Origin of the sequence: Cobetia sp. QF-1 (assembly GCF_002213105.1) — a bacterium.
In the GTDB taxonomy this organism is placed as follows: domain Bacteria; phylum Pseudomonadota; class Gammaproteobacteria; order Pseudomonadales; family Halomonadaceae; genus Cobetia; species Cobetia crustatorum.
In genome coordinates, this window is the sequence record NZ_NBVS01000003.1 from 343,438 (window position 1) to 361,549 (window position 18,112).

The 18,112-nt window shown below is 57.6% G+C and carries 12 protein-coding genes and 5 tRNA genes; 5 read left to right on the top strand and 12 right to left on the bottom strand.

Translation table 11 applies throughout. The annotated features are described in order from the left end of the window. Positions 1-44: 44 nt before the first annotated feature. The 5 genes from CFN46_RS07920 to CFN46_RS07940 all read right to left on the bottom strand — a co-directional run bounded on the left by CFN46_RS07920 (position 45) and on the right by CFN46_RS07940 (position 8,668). Positions 45-1,328, bottom strand: a complete 1,284-nt coding sequence (locus CFN46_RS07920) for a YeaH/YhbH family protein (RefSeq protein ID WP_088743175.1) — start codon at positions 1,326-1,328, stop codon at positions 45-47. Positions 1,329-1,425: 97 nt separating this feature from the next. Further along, complete coding sequence (locus CFN46_RS07925; RefSeq protein ID WP_024953077.1) at positions 1,426-3,348, bottom strand: PrkA family serine protein kinase; 1,923 nt, start codon at positions 3,346-3,348, stop codon at positions 1,426-1,428. 737 nt (positions 3,349-4,085) lie between these two features. After that, positions 4,086-5,171, bottom strand: a complete 1,086-nt coding sequence (locus CFN46_RS07930) for a low specificity L-threonine aldolase (RefSeq protein ID WP_088743176.1) — start codon at positions 5,169-5,171, stop codon at positions 4,086-4,088. Positions 5,172-5,328: 157 nt separating this feature from the next. Next, positions 5,329-6,465: a 1-aminocyclopropane-1-carboxylate deaminase/D-cysteine desulfhydrase gene (locus CFN46_RS07935; RefSeq protein ID WP_088743177.1), complete on the bottom strand. Its 1,137-nt coding sequence runs from the start codon at positions 6,463-6,465 to the stop codon at positions 5,329-5,331. A gap of 175 nt (positions 6,466-6,640) precedes the next feature. Further along, complete coding sequence (locus tag CFN46_RS07940; RefSeq protein ID WP_088743178.1) at positions 6,641-8,668, bottom strand: NADPH-dependent 2,4-dienoyl-CoA reductase; 2,028 nt, start codon at positions 8,666-8,668, stop codon at positions 6,641-6,643. A 299-nt stretch (positions 8,669-8,967) separates the two neighbouring features. On the opposite strand from CFN46_RS07940, the gene CFN46_RS07945 reads away from it, so the two are divergent. Continuing rightward, positions 8,968-10,035, top strand: coding sequence for an AraC family transcriptional regulator (locus tag CFN46_RS07945; RefSeq protein ID WP_088743179.1), 1,068 nt, complete (start codon positions 8,968-8,970; stop codon positions 10,033-10,035). Between the two features lie 161 nt (positions 10,036-10,196). On the opposite strand, the gene CFN46_RS07950 is transcribed toward CFN46_RS07945, so the two are convergent. The 6 genes from CFN46_RS07950 to CFN46_RS07975 form a co-directional block, all read right to left on the bottom strand. Beyond that, a tRNA-Asp gene (locus tag CFN46_RS07950) sits at positions 10,197-10,273 on the bottom strand. A 4-nt stretch (positions 10,274-10,277) separates the two neighbouring features. After that, positions 10,278-10,354: transfer RNA gene (locus CFN46_RS07955), tRNA-Val, on the bottom strand. A gap of 50 nt (positions 10,355-10,404) precedes the next feature. Further along, positions 10,405-10,481, bottom strand: a tRNA-Asp gene (locus CFN46_RS07960). A gap of 41 nt (positions 10,482-10,522) precedes the next feature. Then, positions 10,523-10,599 (bottom strand) — tRNA-Asp (locus CFN46_RS07965). A gap of 79 nt (positions 10,600-10,678) precedes the next feature. Beyond that, positions 10,679-10,754: transfer RNA gene (locus tag CFN46_RS07970), tRNA-Val, on the bottom strand. 214 nt (positions 10,755-10,968) lie between these two features. Beyond that, positions 10,969-11,778, bottom strand: coding sequence for an alpha/beta family hydrolase (locus CFN46_RS07975; RefSeq protein WP_088743180.1), 810 nt, complete (start codon positions 11,776-11,778; stop codon positions 10,969-10,971). Between the two features lie 220 nt (positions 11,779-11,998). Here CFN46_RS07975 and CFN46_RS07980 point away from each other — a divergent pair, with 220 nt between their 5' ends. The 4 genes from CFN46_RS07980 to fnr all read left to right on the top strand — a co-directional run bounded on the left by CFN46_RS07980 (position 11,999) and on the right by fnr (position 15,387). After that, a complete protein-coding gene (locus CFN46_RS07980; RefSeq protein ID WP_088743181.1) occupies positions 11,999-13,420 on the top strand; it encodes a cbb3-type cytochrome c oxidase subunit I in 1,422 nt (473 codons plus the stop codon). Beyond that, entirely contained in the window at positions 13,417-14,085 is a 669-nt protein-coding gene (locus tag CFN46_RS07985; protein WP_088743182.1) for a cbb3-type cytochrome c oxidase subunit II, read from the top strand. The genes CFN46_RS07980 and CFN46_RS07985 overlap by 4 nt, the downstream gene beginning before the upstream one ends. After that, positions 14,082-14,354 carry a hypothetical protein gene (locus CFN46_RS07990; protein ID WP_024952871.1) on the top strand — a complete coding sequence of 91 codons (273 nt, stop codon included), beginning with the start codon at positions 14,082-14,084 and terminating at the stop codon, positions 14,352-14,354. The genes CFN46_RS07985 and CFN46_RS07990 overlap by 4 nt, the downstream gene beginning before the upstream one ends. Before the next feature lie 283 nt (positions 14,355-14,637). Next, the gene (gene fnr, locus CFN46_RS07995) at positions 14,638-15,387 is read left to right on the top strand and encodes a fumarate/nitrate reduction transcriptional regulator Fnr (protein WP_024952872.1); all 750 of its coding nucleotides are present in this window, start codon (positions 14,638-14,640) and stop codon (positions 15,385-15,387) included. A 126-nt stretch (positions 15,388-15,513) separates the two neighbouring features. On the opposite strand, the gene CFN46_RS08000 is transcribed toward fnr, so the two are convergent. After that, entirely contained in the window at positions 15,514-18,012 is a 2,499-nt protein-coding gene (locus CFN46_RS08000; RefSeq protein WP_088743183.1) for a fatty acid cis/trans isomerase, read from the bottom strand. Positions 18,013-18,112 lie beyond the last annotated feature (100 nt).

Sequence of the window (18,112 nt, forward strand, 5' to 3'; positions counted from 1 at the left end):
GCCTCCCGACCCGGCATATTTGCCGAGCACGTCACATGATGCCGTCAGGCGCTGACGCGGCGCTTGAACAGCTCTCGGAATACCGGATAAATATCGCCTGCCTCAACAATCTGCTGCATGGCAAAACGATCGGGGAATTCCTCTTCAACACGTTCGTACTCACCCCATAGCGCCTGATGAGCATGCGGCGTGATCTCCACATAGGCGTAGTACTGCAACCGCGGCATCAGCTTCTTGATCATCAATTCGCGGCAGTTAGTGGAATCATCGTCCCAGTTGTCACCGTCTGACGCTTGGGCCACGTAGAGATTCCACTCACCGGCTGGATAGCGTGACTCGATCACTTCATCGAGCAGCGTAAGCGCACTGGATACGATGGTGCCGCCGGTCTCACGCGAGTAGAAGAATTCTTCCTCGTCGACCTCCTTGGCAGCGGTATGGTGACGAATGAAGACCAGCTCGACCTTCTCGTAGTTGCGTTCGAGAAACAGGTACAGCAACAGGAAGAAGCGCTTGCCGATGTCCTTATGGGCCTGAGTCATCGAGCCCGAGACATCCATCACGCAGAACATTACAGCCTTGTTGGACGGCATTGGCTGGTTGATGAGGTGGTTGTAGCGCAGATCATAGGTATCGAGAAATGGTACGGCCTTGAGACGTGCTTCCAGCCGTTCTATCTCGGCCTTCAACTCGGCAATGCGTACCTTGTTACGTAGCACTGGGTCCTTGCGCTCTTCCTGCTCCAGCGCCTCAGTAGCCTCTTTCAGTGCCCGCTTGATAGGCGAGCGCATGGCGATGCGTCGCGCCTGTGCCGAGCGCATCGAACGCACGATATTGATACGTGCCGGAGGACCGTCACGTGCAATGCCAGCACGTACCGGCCGCACCTCATCCATGTCCGCGACCTGCTTGCGCTCCAGGTGTGGCAATTCAAGTCCGTCGAACACGAATTCCAGAAATTCCTCGCGCGATAGACTGAAGGCAAAATCATCTTCACCCTCGCCTTGATTCGAGGCTTGCCCCTCGCCACTCCCTCCACCACCGCTCCCTCCACCTGGGCGACGCATGCGATCCCCTTCAACGAATTCCTTGTTGCCGGGATTGATCACACGCCGCTTGCCACCCTGCCCATGCTGGAAAACCGGCTCGGAAATATCCCGTGTCGGAATGGACACCTCTTCACCGCGCTCCATATCAGTGATGGAGCGACGATTGACGGCATCCTCCACCGCCCGCTTGATATGACTGCGATAGCGTCGAATGAAGCGCTGTCGATTCACCGCACTCTTGTTGCGTGCGTTGCCGCGTCGGTCAATGAAATAACTCATTCGCCCTCCTTGCCGGTCCCACCGTCAGTGGCTGACCGGATGGCAAGTGCCGGCGGAATTCCTCCCCACCGGCAGGCCTGTCGTCAGTCGGCAGGGCTTACTGCGACTTGCGCACCCGCAGATACCACTCGGACAACAGGCGCACCTGCTTCTCGGTATACCCGCGGTCTACCATGCGCGCCACGAAGTCTTCGTGCTTGCTCTGATCCGAAGTCGAGGCCTTGGCATTGAAGGAGATAACCGGCAGCAACTCCTCAGTATTGGCAAACATCTTCTTCTCGATTACTGCACGCAGTTTCTCGTAGGACTGCCAGCTCGGGTTCATGCCGTTGTTCTGAGCACGGGCACGCAATACGAAGTTGACCACCTCGTGGCGGAAATCCTTGGGGTTGGAGATGCCCGCCGGCTTCTCGATCTTCTCTAGCTCCTCGTTGAGCGACTGACGATTGAGCAGCTCGCCGGTTTCAGGGTCACGGTACTCCTGGTCCTGAATCCAGAAATCGGCATAGGTCACGTAGCGATCGAAGATGTTCTGGCCGTACTCGGAATAGGACTCGAGATAGGCGGTCTGGATCTCCTTGCCAATGAAGTCGACGTAGCGCGGCGCCAGATACTCCTTGATGAAGCGCAGATAGCGCTCGTGCGTGTCTTTCGGCAGCTGCTCCTGATCAAGACGCTGCTCCAGCACATACAGCAGATGCACGGGATTGGCAGCTACTTCACTGGCATCGAAGTTGAAGACCTTGGAGAGAATCTTGAAGGCAAAGCGAGTAGAGAGCCCATCCATGCCCTCATCGACACCAGCACTATCACGGTATTCCTGGATCGACTTGGCGCGCGGATCAGTATCCTTGAGATTCTCACCATCATAGATGCGCATCTTGGAGTAGACGCTGGAGTTCTCTGGCTCGTGCAAGCGCGACAGCACGATGAACTGAGACAGCATGCGCAGGGTATCCGGTGCGCATGGAGCATGGTTGAGCGAAGAGTGCTCCAGCAGCTTGGCGTAGATTTTCACCTCTTCAGAGGCTCGCAGGCAGTACGGCACCTTGACGATATAGACGCGATCAAGGAAGGCCTCGTTATTGCGGTTATTACGGAAGGCCTGCCACTCACTTTCGTTGGAGTGCGCCAATACCACGCCGTCGAAGGGAATCGCTCCCATCCCCTCAGTAGGGTTGTAATTACCTTCCTGCGTCGCTGTCAGCAGTGGATGCAGCACCTTGATCGGTGCCTTGAACATCTCGACGAATTCCATCAGCCCCTGATTGGACTTGCACAGCCCACCGGAGAAGCTATACGCATCAGGATCATCCTGCGCATAAAGCTCGAGCTGACGGATGTCGACCTTACCGACCAGCGCTGAAATATCCTGGTTGTTGTCGTCACCCGGCTCCGTCTTGGAGATGGCGATCTGATTGAGTCGTGACGGATACAGCTTGACGACTCGGAACTGGCTGATATCGCCACCGTACTCCTTGAGACGCTTGGCCGCCCACGGTGACATGGCACTTCTCATGCAACGCTGTGGAATACCGTATTCCTTCTCGAGTAGCTCGCCATCCTCCTCCGGAGAGAAGAGTCCCAGCGGAGACTCGAACACCGGAGAGCCCTTCACAGCATAAAAGGGAATCTGCTCCATCAATAGCTTGAGGCGCTCGGCCAACGATGATTTACCACCGCCTACCGGCCCAAGCAGATAAAGAATCTGTTTACGCTCCTCAAGACCCTGCGCAGCATGTCGGAAGTAGGACACGATCTGCTCGATGGCATCTTCCATGCCATAGAACTCGGCGAAGCTGGGATAACGGCGAATCAGCTTGTTGGAAAAAATACGTGAAAGACTGGGGTCCTTGGCGGTGTCGATGACCTCCGGCTCACCGATGGCCGTCAACATGCGCTCGGCGGCGCTGGCATAGGCAGAGCGATCCTGCCGACATAACTCCAGATACTCCTGGAGACTCATCTCTTCTTGCTGAATCCGCTCATAGCGGCTCTGCACGTGATCGAAGATGCTCATGGAAGCCTCCTTGTCGCGACTCCTGGTCGCTGGAACCATCGCCGGGCCCACACATGTACGACTACTTCACCCTGTCACTTGATTGCTTCACCGCTGGCTTCCAAGTGACTGCCTCGGCATGTTTATCAGCATAGATCGATATAGGTAGCGAGTGTCCAATACACTTGATAAGTGCATTCAACGAACTTTCTGCCACCCACGTCATCTCGTACTCACCGCATCTCATTACAGGGCAGACATGACGTATGCTGCAGCACTCTTTCATGCACTCCAGCACTCCTGCATAGCCGTTGAAGCCACTTACCCCTCATCACTCATATCGGGCAACACTGCTATCGTCATGTCGCACTGCAGCACCTTTCAAGAATAGGAACAGACTGGCGACTACCGCCAGCACGTCACGCGGCAACATCACACGTACCGCGGGCATCCACGGCGTTAATGAAGCCCGACCACCATCAATCCGCCACCTCTTCCTTCTCTTGATTGAATACGCGGTCCAGCTGATGCTGGATGCTTGGGACGAAGCAGTTACTGACATCATGATTCTTTCTGATGCAAGCCATGCAACGCGACAACATGAAAAATCATCACGCAAAAAAAATCGCCCACCGAGAACGGTGGGCGATTCATTAGCCTCACAAGCAGGCTTTCATGGAAGGATCAGTAGGTCACAGCAGCTCGGTGCTTCATAAGCCCAGTCATTCGAAAGCCAAAAGGCTCTGAGGCTCAGACGCCTAAAGCACCTCGCGAATGTCTTCCAGCAGACCGTCGAGTAGATCAGTCGTCGTATTCCAGGAGCATACAAAGCGAGCACCGCCAGCGCCGATGAAGGTATAGAAGGTCCAGCCGCGTGCACGCAGTGCCGTCAGCACGTGCTCAGGGAAATTTGCGAACACGCTATTGGCCTGACTGGGGAACAACAGCTCGATACCCTCAAACGCTTCAAGACGTTCAGCAAGATAGTGGGCCATGCCATTGGCGTGGCGTGCATTCTTCAACCAGACATCATTCTCGAGCAGCCCCATCCATGGCGCAGCAATGAAGCGCATCTTGGACGCCAGCTGACCGGCCTGCTTGCAGCGATAATCGAAGTCACGTGCCAACTTGCGATCGAAGAAGATGACAGCCTCTCCCATCGCCAGACCGTTCTTGGTCCCCGAGAAGCACAGCACATCGACGCCAGCCTTCCAAGTCAGCTCGGCTGGTGAGACCCCCAATGCAGCACAGGCATTGGCGAAGCGCGCACCATCCATGTGGATCTGTAGATCATGACGGTCCGCCACCTCACGAATCGCCTGTAGCTCTTCAATGGTGTAGACGGTGCCGACCTCGGTGCACTGGGTCAGAGAAATCACACGCGGGCGCGGATAGTGGATATCGGTGCGCTTGGTGATCAGCTGCTCGATACCGTCCGGCGTCAGCTTGCCATTCGGGCCTGGTGCGTTGAGCAGCTTGGAACCATTGGAGAAGAACTCCGGCCCGCCGCACTCATCGGTCTCGATATGTGCCAGCTCATGACAGATAACACTGTGATAGGACTGACAGAGATGCGCCAGTGACAACGAGTTGGCTGCAGTGCCATTGAAGACGAAGAACACTTCGCACTCGGTCTCGAACAACTTCCGGAAGCTATCGGTGACCAGCTGAGTCCAGCGGTCGTTGCCGTAGGCCAGATCATCATCGCGATTGGCCTGCATCATGTATGCCATCGCCTCAGGACAGATACCGGACGTATTATCACTGGCCAGAAAACGTGAGGTGCCGGTGTCCTCGGCAGCAGTGGTCGCAGATCGTGTCGGAGCTATGGCGTCAGTCGTCATGGGAATGTCCAGAGCAGGAGAAGGGGTTACCTTATCCGATAAAACAAACGCGACCCCTCGGGTAGCAGGCGCCGCAGCAGAGACCCCATCATAACAGCGCTATACGGCACCGCCAGTCACGCTCACGACCATGGCGACGGTTTTATTGGCAGCGGTTTCAAGCCAGATTCAGAGCCGGATAACCGCGCCGCCCCTGCAAACCACCAGTATGCAACACTCGGACTCGCGTACTAGGGGCGATCAGTCCATTGGCAAGATGATGCGCCAGTGCCGCAAATAGCTTGGCGGTATACACCGGCTCGATCTCGAGGCCCGTCTCAGCCTCAAAGCGCTGGATGAAGTCGATCAACCAGGCTGGCGCCTTGGCAAACCCTCCCGCCTGCGCCCCAAGCCACAACCCCCATTCGGGAGTCTGTTGCTCGCTACCGCCGCTCTCCGCCAGCAAGCGTCGCACACGGTGATAAAGCTGATCACCATGATTCATGGTCGGCACCCCCACGACACGCAAACCATCACGCTCACCTAACGTGCTCAGTACACCTGCAAGCGTGGTGCCACTGCCACACGCCAACAGTACAAGCTGCGGGGCGGGAGAACCTGCCAGCGGCGCCACCAGCGCTTCTGCCAGCGGTGCCAGACCGGCAACACCATCAATACTGCCGCCGCCTTCCGGCACCCATAGTCCATCACCATGGCGTGCTGCGAAGTCCTCCTGATCGCGCTGCTTATACTCGGCACGAGAAATAAAACTCAGTTGCATGCCATTGGCGCGAGCATCGGCAAGCGTGGGTGTCAGCGGTGCCTCCGGGTGTCCGCGCACCAATCCGTGAGTGGCAATACCCAGTCGCGTGCCTGCGGCTGCCAGCGCATGTAGATGATTCGACCAGCCACCACCACAGCTGATGATACCGCACCCCTCACTCAACGCCCGTGCCAAAGGCAGCCTCAACTTCCATGCCTTGTTACCTGATATCTCATTATCGAGTGTATCGGCGCGCAGGCACTCGACGATGACACCGGCATCATGAGCCATCGACCAATCAAGACGCTCAACCGGAGGCGGAGTAAACAGATCCAGCAGGTTTTCCAGCGCGGGAGGCGAATGCTGACACAGGGGAGACGAGGACAGTGAGGGGGAATGAGGTGGAAAGGAAGGCAAGGAAGCGCATGAAGGAGGAGACTGCTCCTCCGACCCTCCCATTCTACTCGCCTCTTGTTGAGACGCAGGAACATCAGCATCCAGCGGCTGAGTCTCGTCGGAGGTCTGGCGAGAGGCGGCAGCGTGCGGTGACATGAGCGTGTCCCATGGTGGCGGAGTGCGAGAGATGGGCGTGCAACACTAACGATTGAGGCCGCAGATAATGCCAACTCCCCAAGGGAAGTGACACGACCTACAGCCTCAATCAGTCTAGGCAGAGCATCGACTCAGCTCAACGCTAAATATCCCCATCTTGCGTCATATGAACGTCTCATAGTGCAGCAGCAGCCATGGTGCCTTGAGCGATGGCACGCTTCGCATCCAGCTCGGCAGCCTTGTCGGCACCTCCAATGATATGCAGCTCGACTCCCGACGCCTCAAGCGAGGTCTTGAGGTCCAGCACCGAATCCTGTCCAGCACACAACACGATACTGTCGAGCGCAAGATGCTGAGTCTCGCCATTGATCGCAACACGCATACCCTCGGCGTCGATAGCCTGATAGTCACAGCCAGCCACCATCTTCACGCCACGTTGCTTGAGTGTGGCGCGATGCACCCAGCCGGTCGTCTTGCCGAGATTCTTGCCAGGCTTTGAGGTCTTGCGCTGCAGCAACCACACCTCACGCGGGCTCTGTACGGGAGCCGCTGGCTTGAGACCACCTGGCGCGCTGACCGAGAGATCAACCCCCCACTCTTCACACCACAGCGCACCGTCCAGTGCGGGCGAGGGATCAACATGCGTCATCAGCTCCGCGACATCAAAGCCGATACCGCCCGCTCCGATTAGCGCGACACGCTTGCCAACGCGCTCCGGTGCCATGATCGCCTCTGCGTAGCTAAGCACCTGCCCTCGCGCGATCCCCGCCTCAATCCCCTCGATCTGAGGTATCCGCGCCTGCACACCAGAGGCCAGAATCACTGCATCGAACTCTGCCAGCATTTCAGGCGTAGCGCGGGTATTGAGACGCACCTCAACCCCCGTGCGCACCAGCTTTTCGTTGAAGTAGCGCAATGTCTCATCGAACTCTTCCTTGCCAGGAATTCTGCGCGCGAAGTTGAACTGTCCACCCACCTCGGCTTGCGCCTCGAACAACACTACCTCATGGCCACGCTCAGCAGCGGTTACCGCAGCGGATAGCCCTGCCGGACCACCACCGATTACTGCGACACGTCGCTCGGTACGCGCCGGCTCGATCACCATCTCGGTCTCGTGGCAGGCTCGCGGATTGACCAGACACGAGGTCAACTTCATCTGGAAGGTATGGTCAAGACACGCCTGATTACAGGCAATGCAGGTATTGATGATATCGGCATCGTTGGCTTTCGCCTTGCTGATCCAAGCCGGGTCAGCAAGGAAAGGGCGCGCCATCGACACCATGTCAGCATGACCTTCGGCCAGCACGGATTCCGCTACATCAGGCATGTTGATACGGTTGGTCGTGATGAGCGGCAACGACAATTCAGCCTTCATGCGGTGTGTCAGCTCAGTGAATACCGCCCGCGGCACACTCGTGACGATGGTCGGCACCCGCGCTTCGTGCCAGCCGATGCCGGTATTGATCATGCTGGCACCCGCAACTTCAATCGCCTTGCCTAGCGCGACCACTTCCTCCCAGGTGCTGCCCTCATCGACGAGGTCCAACATCGACAAGCGGTAGATGATGATGAAATCGTCGCCCAGTGCCTGGCGGATGCCCGTGACGATTTCCACGGCCAGCCGGATACGATTCTCGAAGCTCCCACCGTATTCATCGTCACGCTGATTGGTCCGGCGGCAGATGAACTGGTTGATGAAATAGCCTTCGGAGCCCATCACCTCAACACCGTCATAACCAGCATCACTCGCGAGACTGGCGCAGCGAATGTAATCGGCGACCTGCCCCTTCACTTCCTCAGTGCTCAGTGCACGCGGCGTGAAGGGGTTGATCGGCGCCTGAATGGCGGAAGGGGCGACCTGATCCGGCGAGTAGGCATAGCGCCCAGCATGCAGAATCTGCAGGCAGATGCGGCCGTCTTCGGCATGCACGGCATCCGTCACTTCACGATGCTGGACAGCTTCTTCAGTAGTCGTCAGTTTGGCGGCGCCCTTCATCACCGCACCTTCCGGATTCGGCGCAATACCGCCCGTCACGATAAGCGCTACCCCATGACGAGCACGCTCGCGGTAGAAGGCCGCCAGTCGCGTGAAGCCATTGGGCGCTTCTTCAAGCCCGGTATGCATCGAGCCCATCAGCACACGGTTCTTGAGTGTCACATGGCCCAGTGTCAGCGGGCGAAACAGCATCGGATAGGCAGACATGGCGGTCTCTCCTTTCAGTCGCCGCCCCCTGTCAATCACCGCTCCCCTGTTACACAGAGGCACGGCAACGCCATCAGGCGATCATTATTGTGGTGTAGCGTTGAACATCAGCGGCGTAGTGGTCAGGACTGACGCAAATAAACAGACGTATGAAACAGAGATGATCAGTGTAGTGCATGCACCACGGCACTCAATGCTTCTAAAGGACATATTGATAGTCTTATAAGACACAGGTGATAATGAAAAGTATCGGCAACCACAGAATCTAGCTCGATCGCGTGCAATCCGGGAGATCCAACATGCAGCTGGGAGAAGTCTCGATCAGTCTGGTGCATCTTGTCGCGCGTAGCCTGAGCCAGCAGAAGATAGACCCCGCTCCTGTCATTCACCCTTACACCGACTGGCCGCTGATCGCCGATGGCGAGGCGCGCATCGGCATCGCTCGCTACATGCGACTCGGCCATGCCGCCATTCTCGCCAGTGGTGATGAGTTACTGGGGCTGGAAATGGCACGCTTGATACTCCCCGGCGATTTCCTGCTGCCAGGGCTGGCCTGTGCCTGCGCGCCTACGCTGGGAGAAGGACTGCAGCTGCTCTGTGAAGCCGAAACGCTCTACAGTGACAACAGTCGTGGCCACGGACACTTTGAACGTCACCACGAGGGTGGCTGGCTGACGTTTTACTCGCTGGCGCCTTATAATGCATTCAACCGCTTTGTCGTCGACAGCGTACTGGGCAGCTGGTGGCAGCTAGCTCGTCAACTCAGCGGTGATGAGCTCAAGGATGCCCGATTCGAGATCGACTACCAGATACCTGCTGTCGACAATGATGAAAAAGTCGCGAGCAATGAAAACGCCTGGCGAGAGCGCTATGCGCAACGTCTAGGGCTGCCGCTGACGCATTTACGCTTCACGGCGAGCCACAATCGCCTGTGGCTGCCTGCAAGGGTGCTAGATGCCCCTACCTGCCAGACAGCCCCCGTAGCCTTTGCCCAGCTACGCCAGCAGATTCTACAGCTGCTGGAAGCCCGCCAAGGCCATCTCGATAGTGTGTCACGTACACGGCGCGCCATTGCCATGCGTCTATCTGGACGCACTCCCGGGCGTGACGAGGTGGCCGCTGCACTCAACCTTCATCCGCGCACGCTGGCACGTCGGCTGGCTACCGAGGACTGGCACTACGAGGGACTACTGGATGACACGCGCCGAGGATTGGCTGAACGCTATCTGCGCGACACTGGATTGAGCCTCAAGGAAATCAGCTGGGTGCTGGGGTTTTCAGGCCCTGAGAGCTTTCAGCACGCTTTTCGTCGTTGGCACGCACAGCCACCGGGCACATGGCGCAAGCACAACCGGCGCGAAATGTGAGCGCAAATCCACTGCTACGAACACGGAGCACAGAAAAGAAAGAGGGAGGGGGAGAGGGAGAAAAAACCGTCCAGACCAGATGCATGGATCAGACATATATCGGTCAGAAACGCAAAAACCCGAGCACGAAGGCTCGGGTTTTACGAATTCTTGAAATCGAGTGGCGGACTGGACGGGACTCGAACCCGCGACCTCCGGCGTGACAGGCCGGCATTCTAACCAACTGAACTACCAGTCCACATTGGTGGGTAATACTGGATTCGAACCAGTGACCCCAAGCATGTGAAGCTTGTGCTCTAACCAACTGAGCTAATCACCCAACACAAACGATTCTTGCTGCAAGCAGCGGTGACATCTTGTCATTCAAAGTGGCGGACTGGACGGGACTCGAACCCGCGACCTCCGGCGTGACAGGCCGGCATTCTAACCAACTGAACTACCAGTCCACTTTGAAACAACTCAACATCGGGCGCATGACAAACTAATATGGCGGACTGGACGGGACTCGAACCCGCGACCTCCGGCGTGACAGGCCGGCATTCTAACCAACTGAACTACCAGTCCACGACAATCGCTTGCTTCTGCTAACGAACCAGGTCATTTAATCAAGTAACGCCTTGATAGGCAATAACTTTTTTTCAAATGGTGGGTGGTACTGGGTTCGAACCAGTGACCCCCAGCTTGTAAGGCTGGTGCTCTACCAACTGAGCTAACCACCCCTGTCTCGTTGGCGCTGCATTCTACGTAATCCGGCACATGAGTCAACACTTTTTTTACAGGCACTCCTGCGAGCACCCTACGACAGAGTATTGATAAGACTGAGATTTCCAGACTTACATCCCTGTACGCCAGCAGCCATCAGCCTTGCGCCATTTTTCTGACATTAGGTTGTCGTAATCGAGAATAAGTCTTCCTCTGCGCTATTGACACGCTCTAGCCCAATGCAGGGTGATGAGCGAGCACATGAGCTGCCGAGGCAATTAATCGCTGCTGTGTCTCACCACTGGAGCGACGCGGTTTGAAATCATGCTCACCATCTTGCAACCAATGCAGTGTGACTCGCTCAGGTAGTGCATACCCTTGCACATCTTCCTGTGTCCCAAAGGGATCACGTGTACCCTGACAGATAAGCCCGGGCATATCGATATCAGGCAGATGCGCAATCCGTAGCTTTTCCGGCTTCCCCGTAGGGTGGAAGGGATAACCCAATGCATACCAGCCAATCGGCGAGCACTCGAGGCAACGCTCTGGCATCGGGCCTGCCAGCGCCTGCATCAAGTGAGATGCCACACGACTTCCCATTGATTTACCTCCGACCAGCAATGGCACACCCCCTAACGCTGCCAGGCTCGGTGCAAGCGCCTCGCACCACTGGGCCATTTCATCGATCAGACCCGGTAGACGTGGCGGTGGGCGACGCTTCCCCTCTCGGCGCATTTGTACGAGATAGCCAAAATCAAACGCCAGCCACGCCATTCCCTCGCGAGCGCAAGCAACACCGAACTGCTGATGAAAGCCCGTCTCGCGCCCTGCACCTGCACCGTGGGCGTGCAGCAAGATGGCGCGCCGGGGGCTGCCATGAATCTCCAGTGATCCCAGCGATGCTATCCAGCCTCGCCACGGTCCGCGCTCAATCAACTCAACCTCTGACAGCGTAATCCGCATGGCCAGCTCGATAGCCACTTCCTCGAGCGACGCGGGACAAAAGCCCTCCTGCTCATAAGGGAACGGGGCCTCAGCCATATTGGACGCATCTCGATCTTCGTCCGATGATGAAGTAACAGGGGGCAAGCGGTGTACTCCTGTGAATTCGGGCCGACGTGTGTCGACCGACTGACTGATCGCCGGGATCTCTTGTGTAAAAGCAACAAAAAAGAGAGGACGCCTTCAGACACTATCGTCTCGCGTGATGTATGCCACCGCCAGCGATGCACCTTCGTTCATCGCCTGATGAGGCTCTGACATGAGTACAGCACCTGATGCTTCACTCTCTCACCACAAGGTGATCCGCCAGTTGGCGCTCATGGCCATGCTGTGGGGGGGGCTCAGCCTCTGCCTCGCGGTCTGGCTGTGTGCCGTGCGGCTATGGCCAACTCTAGACCTTCAGCTGGCCTGGTTGAGCTACGGTCGTCTCGCTCCCCTGCAGACGCATGCACTGCTCTATGGCCTCGGTGGTTCGGCATTGATCGCCAGTATCTTTCACGTCGCCCAGCATACTGCACAGCATCCGCTCTGCTCTCCACAGCTGGTGCGGTTCGCGTTACTCGGATGGCAAGGCGTCATCGTGCTGGGTAGCCTGGCGCTGATGGCCGGATTCTCTTCTGGCCATCTCATGGCCGAGTATCCGTGGCCGGTTGATGTTCTGATGACGCTCGTCTGGCTCGCAGTGTCCTGGATATTTTTCACCACACTCGAGCAGCGCAGTATCCGCCGTCTACCGGTGGCCTGCTGGTTTATCATCGGCTGCCTGGTGATGGTGCTACTGAAGCATGTCCTTGCCTCATTGACTCATCCCATCAGTCTCGTGCTGGCGATACCGCTATATACCGGCAGCCTGGATGCTCTTTTACAACGCTGGCAGGCTGGCCCATTGCCCGGCGGCATGTTCGCGCTGGGGTTCATCGGCATGCTGTATCACGCCCTACCGAGACAGACGCAGCGGCCGCTATACTCTCACCGACTGGCCATCGTCAGTTTCTGGAGCCTGGTGCTGCTGCTGACATGGGGCGGCGCACCACTGCTCTTCGCTAGTCCCTTGCCCCAGTGGAGTCAGACGCTAGGTATGGCGATGGGTATCGTACTGCTGGCACCGGGGCTTGCACTCAGCATCAATGGCCTGCTGACGCTGAATGGTGACTGGCAATCAATGCGGCGTGATCCGCTGCGATGCTTCATGGCTGCCGCGCTTGTCTTCTATGGCCTTGCGGTGTTGGAACAGACGCTACTGTCGATTGCGCCGCTTAACGCATTGACCTTCAGCGCTGCCGGCAGCCTCTCTCCGGCAAATGCACTCGGTGCCATGGCGATGATATCGGTGGCCATGCTCTACTTTCTGCTTCCTTATCCGCGACTGCCTCATCGATTTTCGACACGCTTGATCGCCCTGCATGCAAGCCTGGCCATCGTTGGCACCTTGCTGTGTGTCGGCGCCAGTTGGGCGACCACACTGCAGCAAGCTGAGATGTGGCATGCATTGGCCGCGGATGGCAGCCCGCAATATGCGCTTGACGAGATACTGGCGACTGCGCGCACTCCGATGCTGGTTACATTGGCAGGCCTGAGCTGTTGGGTGATGGGCATGTTGTTGATGGCCGCCAATGTCGCACAGGCACTGGCTAACTCTTCAACAGATCGAGAACTGTCACGCGGAGGACATCCCGCATGAGACATGTGCTGCTTGAACGTCACGCTGGGCTGATGACAGCGCTGTGCCTCATAACGATGAGCCTTGGCGCCTTGGCCCAGTTGCTACCACTGGGCTTTCAGACCACGCTTTCCACTCCATCCGATGGGCTGAAGCCACTGGATGCGCTGGCGCTGGAAGGGCGCGACATCTACCGCCGTGAGGGTTGTCAGCAATGCCATACGCGGGTGGTGCGCGATCTACCCGGCGACTACGCTCGCTACGGCGCGGCCCAGACATCAAGCGACCTCGCGTTCGATCGCCCTTCCTTGTGGGGCAATGCTCGCCATGGGCCAGACCTGAGTCGTCTACCCTTGCAGCATGACGAGGCCTGGCAGCGAGTTCATCTGTACTCCCCTCGTACCAAGGTGCCTGATTCCTCGATGCCCGGTTATCCGTGGCTATTCGAGCAGGCACTGACCGGCCAGACCATTGCGGCCCGCATGCGTAAGTTGCAAGCGCTGGGGGCGCCCTATCGCGATGACGAAATTCTCGCCGCGCCCAGCAAGGTACGCGGCGTGGCTGAAGCCACTGCATTGCTCGCCTATCTGCGTCACTCCTCTCAAAACCACACCTCGTCAGATACAGCACTAGCCGCATCAGGACAGACTGAAGAATCAAGAAAACAGACAGGAGATACGCCATGAGCCTACTGGGAGGCGCCGACCTGGCAGTGTTCTGGAATATTTGGGTAGGTGTTATCAGCCTCGGCAGCCTCGCGCTGTGTGCATTGCTACTCTTCGGCTGTCAGGCACGCCACCAAGCGAACGCAAGCGACCCTGAAGGCGATGGCCCACCAGAAGAACATCGCATCGACGGCGTGCATCAGCCAGACACGCCGCTGCCACGCCTTTGGAGCCTGCTATTCCTGATGACCCTACTCACTGCCCTCGCAATACTATTAGGTGCGAGTTAATGAGCCAAGATGATGCATGAGGCAAGGCGTCGCAGCTTGCCTATTGCCCTGTCAGTGCGCCTAACGTTGTGAATATCAAATGCCGTATGCTGCACGACAAAATAAGCCAAAACTAATATAGTTGATAAGACTCACGGCACTCATTGGAGGTCGCCCCACTCAGGGCCCTCTGATTGAAGGAGGAGTGGAAACGGAATCCCCCTCAGATATCGTGCTGTGCTCGGACGCCCCCATCAGAAGCTCGCCCCCACGGGTTTCGACGCTATGCCCCAGGAGAGTCACCATGACGGCCAACGCACTGGCATCTCATCGACTACGCGCACATGAAGCTCGCTGCCAGACCTGCTCGCTCAGTTCACTGTGCCTACCGCTGGCGCTGAACATGGAAGCCATTGATCAGTTTGATGCCATCATTCGCAGGCGCGCACCACTCAGAAAGGGCGAAACACTCTTCACCCAGGGCGAGACTTTCGACTGCGTGTTCACAGTGCGCTCGGGCAGTCTGAAACAGATCACGACCGAGAACAGCGGCGCAGAGCAGCTCACCGGCTTCTATCTTCCCAGTGAGCTGGCGGGATTGGACGCCATCGATAGCAATTGCTACTCCGGCACTGCCGTAGCGCTGGAAACGACCACTGTGTGTGAGATCCCTTTCGATCGTCTCAACGCGCTCTCTGAGCAACTTCCCGAGCTACGCACTCAGATTTTCAAGAGCCTAAGTAAAGAATTGCACGAAGATCGCCGCATGATGATGCTTTTATCGCGCAAGACTGCCGATGAGCGTCTAGCCAGCTTTCTGGTCAATCTCTCGCAACGCTTCCGCCGCCGTGGCTATTCGCCCTACAGCTTTCGGCTCTCGATGGCGCGTGCTGATATCGGCAGCTATCTGGGGCTTGCAGTGGAGACAGTCAGCCGTATCCTGACTCGCTTCCAAACCCAGGGGCTGGTAGACATACAGGCGCGCGAGGTGCACATCTTGCACCTGGATGGCTTGATCGAGCTGGCGGAAGGTGAGTGTCAGGGCGGACGCTAAAGACACACTGATCAAGCCCTCCCAACTGCTTGCCCCTGAAACGCCGAGGCCCGTCACGATATCGTGACGGGCCTCGGCGTTTCAGCATGTTGACCACTCTCGATGCACCAGTGGCGAACGTGCGCGCTAGCGGTTCTGCAACCGGTTGTAATCCAGCAGTCCAGATTCCACCGGGCGATCAGCGTAGTTGGCACGCAGTACGCTGTCCGAGAACTCCCAGAAGCGCGGGTCCGTACGTCGTATCCCGACATCAGCCATCAGGGCACGATAATCGTCCTCATCCTCGAGCGCCGCGACACGCTCCGCCAGGCCATCGAGCCTTTCGGGCGTCAGATGCCAGAACGCATTCGGATAATCTCCTGCCACGCCACGCAACACATCGAGTGAGTCTTCCTGTGGACGACGATTGGCCGCCTCATCGAACAGGCTGGTGATATTGGCATGTGCCGAATTGCGCAAGACACTGAAGAGCTGCGGGCTACCACCATCACCGCCATCCAGTGCGATGATCGTGACTTCTGGCATCAAACTGGCCGCGAAGCCTCGCACGGCGCTCAAGGCCTCAAGCTCGTGACGCACGAATGTATTCTTGACGTTACTCAGACTTCTGCCTTGCTCAAGTTCAGGCGCCAAACGCTGATGCATACGCGTCATCAGCCCCAACCGAGCCTGTTCTGGTGACGACAGCTCTTCTGGCGTCCAGACGATGCCACTCGGTGCATCGAACTGTGGCGGCTTCTTGAACAACAGCCCCTCCAACCCGGAACCCACATCGCGATACCAACTATCGTGCACGGCCTGTCGTTCGCCGGCCGGCAGTAGCGCCAGAAAGTTGCTCTCGCCTTCCATGCGCAGAAAATCCATGTACAGCCGCGTGATCAACTGATGACCAAGGTTGCCGTAGACATCGAAGCCAGCGACCAACAGATAATGTATCCGCTCCAACATCGGGTAATCGATGATCCAGGCTGTCTTGGGGGTACTGCCGACCAATCCTTTCATCACCGCGGCATTATCGAAGTGGCGATAAATGGTCAACGCAGCATTGGGGTTGTGCTCACCGCCCGGCCCGTCAGCCCACCCACTGCCATCCCACATGACTCGCGTATCCAGACGCAGGTTACCGTCGGCATAGGCCTTGGTCATCAATGCCTGTTTGGCCTCTAGATAAGCCGTCTGCTTGCCTTCAAACTTGATCCAGGAGCTGATAGGTAGCGCGTTGCTGCTCTGCGCTGCGGGCAGGCTAAGGTTCTTGCCTTCTCGCGCCAGCGTGCGCTCGACCTCCGGACGACTGAACAGGTCCGGGTCCGTGAAACCGACCCAGAAATGATCATTGATCACGTCCACCGCCACCTGCCCACGACACACCGGCCCCTTGATGAAGCCCATGATGGTGTTCTGCGCCTCATCGAGCATGAAGCGATAGCGCGACTCGGCCGGGATCGCCTCGAAGGTCAAGAAGGGATTCGAAGCCGTCTTGAGATCGTAATCCGGCAAATCATCCACCGCGTATTGCGGCGTGAGGAACAGAGCTTTCCAGCGTTCGAGACGCGCCTCGCTTAGCGAGTAAGGCAAATGATTCTTGGCCAGAATCGTGGCGCGCTCCTGCCACAGCCGGTAGTAAACCCGCGGACGGCCAGCGTCATCATGCGGCATGGTCAGGCGGGCATCACCGGGATAGGCGGTATAAGGCGCATCGTAAGGACGACGGGTGGAAATCCGCTGCAGCGGTTCGTCCGGCGGTGTGCTGGAACGCACCAGCTTGAAGAAGATAGGGCGACCATCAGGACCATTGATACCCGGAAAGTACAGGTGTGTCAGGAAGAGGTGCTCATAGATATAACGGGTCATCAGCCGTTGCTTGAGACTATCACCGTTAAGGAAGGCCTCTACCTTTTGAAGGCGTGGCGCCAGCGACTTGGGCAACGGGATCGGCCCCGTCATCAGTGAACCCTGCGCAAGCCAGTTCACCAGCGTGCGGTGCTCTTCATCACTGATTTGTGGCAGCGCATAAGGCATGCCCCAGTCGGGATGGTCTTCCGCGAAATCGTCATAGCGTTCGACGGGGGCACAGACCTGGCTGCGATTGAGCGAGAGATCAAAGCGGTCTTCAGGCAGCAGGCCTTCGTCCGTCACGGGCAGTGGTGCCTTGCGCTTCTGGCTCAGTGCGCGGAACAGCGTACTACCTTCCAGATTGGCCTCAGGCGAGTCCACACGCTCATTGAGCACCGGCGAGAAATTCATGTTGCGCCATTGCTCGGTGGTATCGGCATCCTCAAACATACGCGTCAGGTTAGCCGCCAGCAGGCGCGTGCCGTCATAGACCGGCGCAGGATTCATTCCGCGATCAATCCCCGCTGCCGAAGACATCTTGAGCTGACAAGGCGCGTCGTAGCAGCCATGACAAACGACGCAACGCGTCTCAATGACTGGCTTGACCTCACTCTCCCACTGACGACCAGCAAAGCTGTCATGTGACACTTCACGATTGTGTGGCGAGGGGGTACCGAAACGTGCATCCAGTTGTTGCAGGGCAACGGCGCTGCATCCACCAAGCAGCAGTACCAGCAGAACGCTCCAGCGCCAGCGCGGAACGCGCCACAGGCGTCGAAGTAGACTCAGCATACAAAAACTCCAATCAACAGAAGCAAAGGGCGTAGAACACGACCTTGGTTGGATATCTGCACAGTATGCCACACGCTGCCTAACGGTCCTTCGCCAACGT

What these genes read in the sequence shown, in the direction of transcription:
- CFN46_RS07920 (WP_088743175.1), bottom strand. Translation starts at nt 1,328, where the DNA reads ATGAGTTATTTCATTGACCGACGCGGCAACGCACGCAACAAGAGTGCG.
- fnr (WP_024952872.1), top strand. Translation starts at nt 14,638, where the DNA reads ATGACGGCCAACGCACTGGCATCTCATCGACTACGCGCACATGAAGCT.
- CFN46_RS07935 (WP_088743177.1), bottom strand. Translation starts at nt 6,465, where the DNA reads ATGTCACCGCACGCTGCCGCCTCTCGCCAGACCTCCGACGAGACTCAG.
- CFN46_RS07945 (WP_088743179.1), top strand. Translation starts at nt 8,968, where the DNA reads ATGCAGCTGGGAGAAGTCTCGATCAGTCTGGTGCATCTTGTCGCGCGT.
- CFN46_RS07985 (WP_088743182.1), top strand. Translation starts at nt 13,417, where the DNA reads ATGAGACATGTGCTGCTTGAACGTCACGCTGGGCTGATGACAGCGCTG.
- CFN46_RS07925 (WP_024953077.1), bottom strand. Translation starts at nt 3,348, where the DNA reads ATGAGCATCTTCGATCACGTGCAGAGCCGCTATGAGCGGATTCAGCAA.
- CFN46_RS08000 (WP_088743183.1), bottom strand. Translation starts at nt 18,012, where the DNA reads ATGCTGAGTCTACTTCGACGCCTGTGGCGCGTTCCGCGCTGGCGCTGG.
- CFN46_RS07930 (WP_088743176.1), bottom strand. Translation starts at nt 5,171, where the DNA reads ATGACGACTGACGCCATAGCTCCGACACGATCTGCGACCACTGCTGCC.
- CFN46_RS07940 (WP_088743178.1), bottom strand. Translation starts at nt 8,668, where the DNA reads ATGTCTGCCTATCCGATGCTGTTTCGCCCGCTGACACTGGGCCATGTG.
- CFN46_RS07990 (WP_024952871.1), top strand. Translation starts at nt 14,082, where the DNA reads ATGAGCCTACTGGGAGGCGCCGACCTGGCAGTGTTCTGGAATATTTGG.
- CFN46_RS07975 (WP_088743180.1), bottom strand. Translation starts at nt 11,778, where the DNA reads ATGGCTGAGGCCCCGTTCCCTTATGAGCAGGAGGGCTTTTGTCCCGCG.
- CFN46_RS07980 (WP_088743181.1), top strand. Translation starts at nt 11,999, where the DNA reads ATGAGTACAGCACCTGATGCTTCACTCTCTCACCACAAGGTGATCCGC.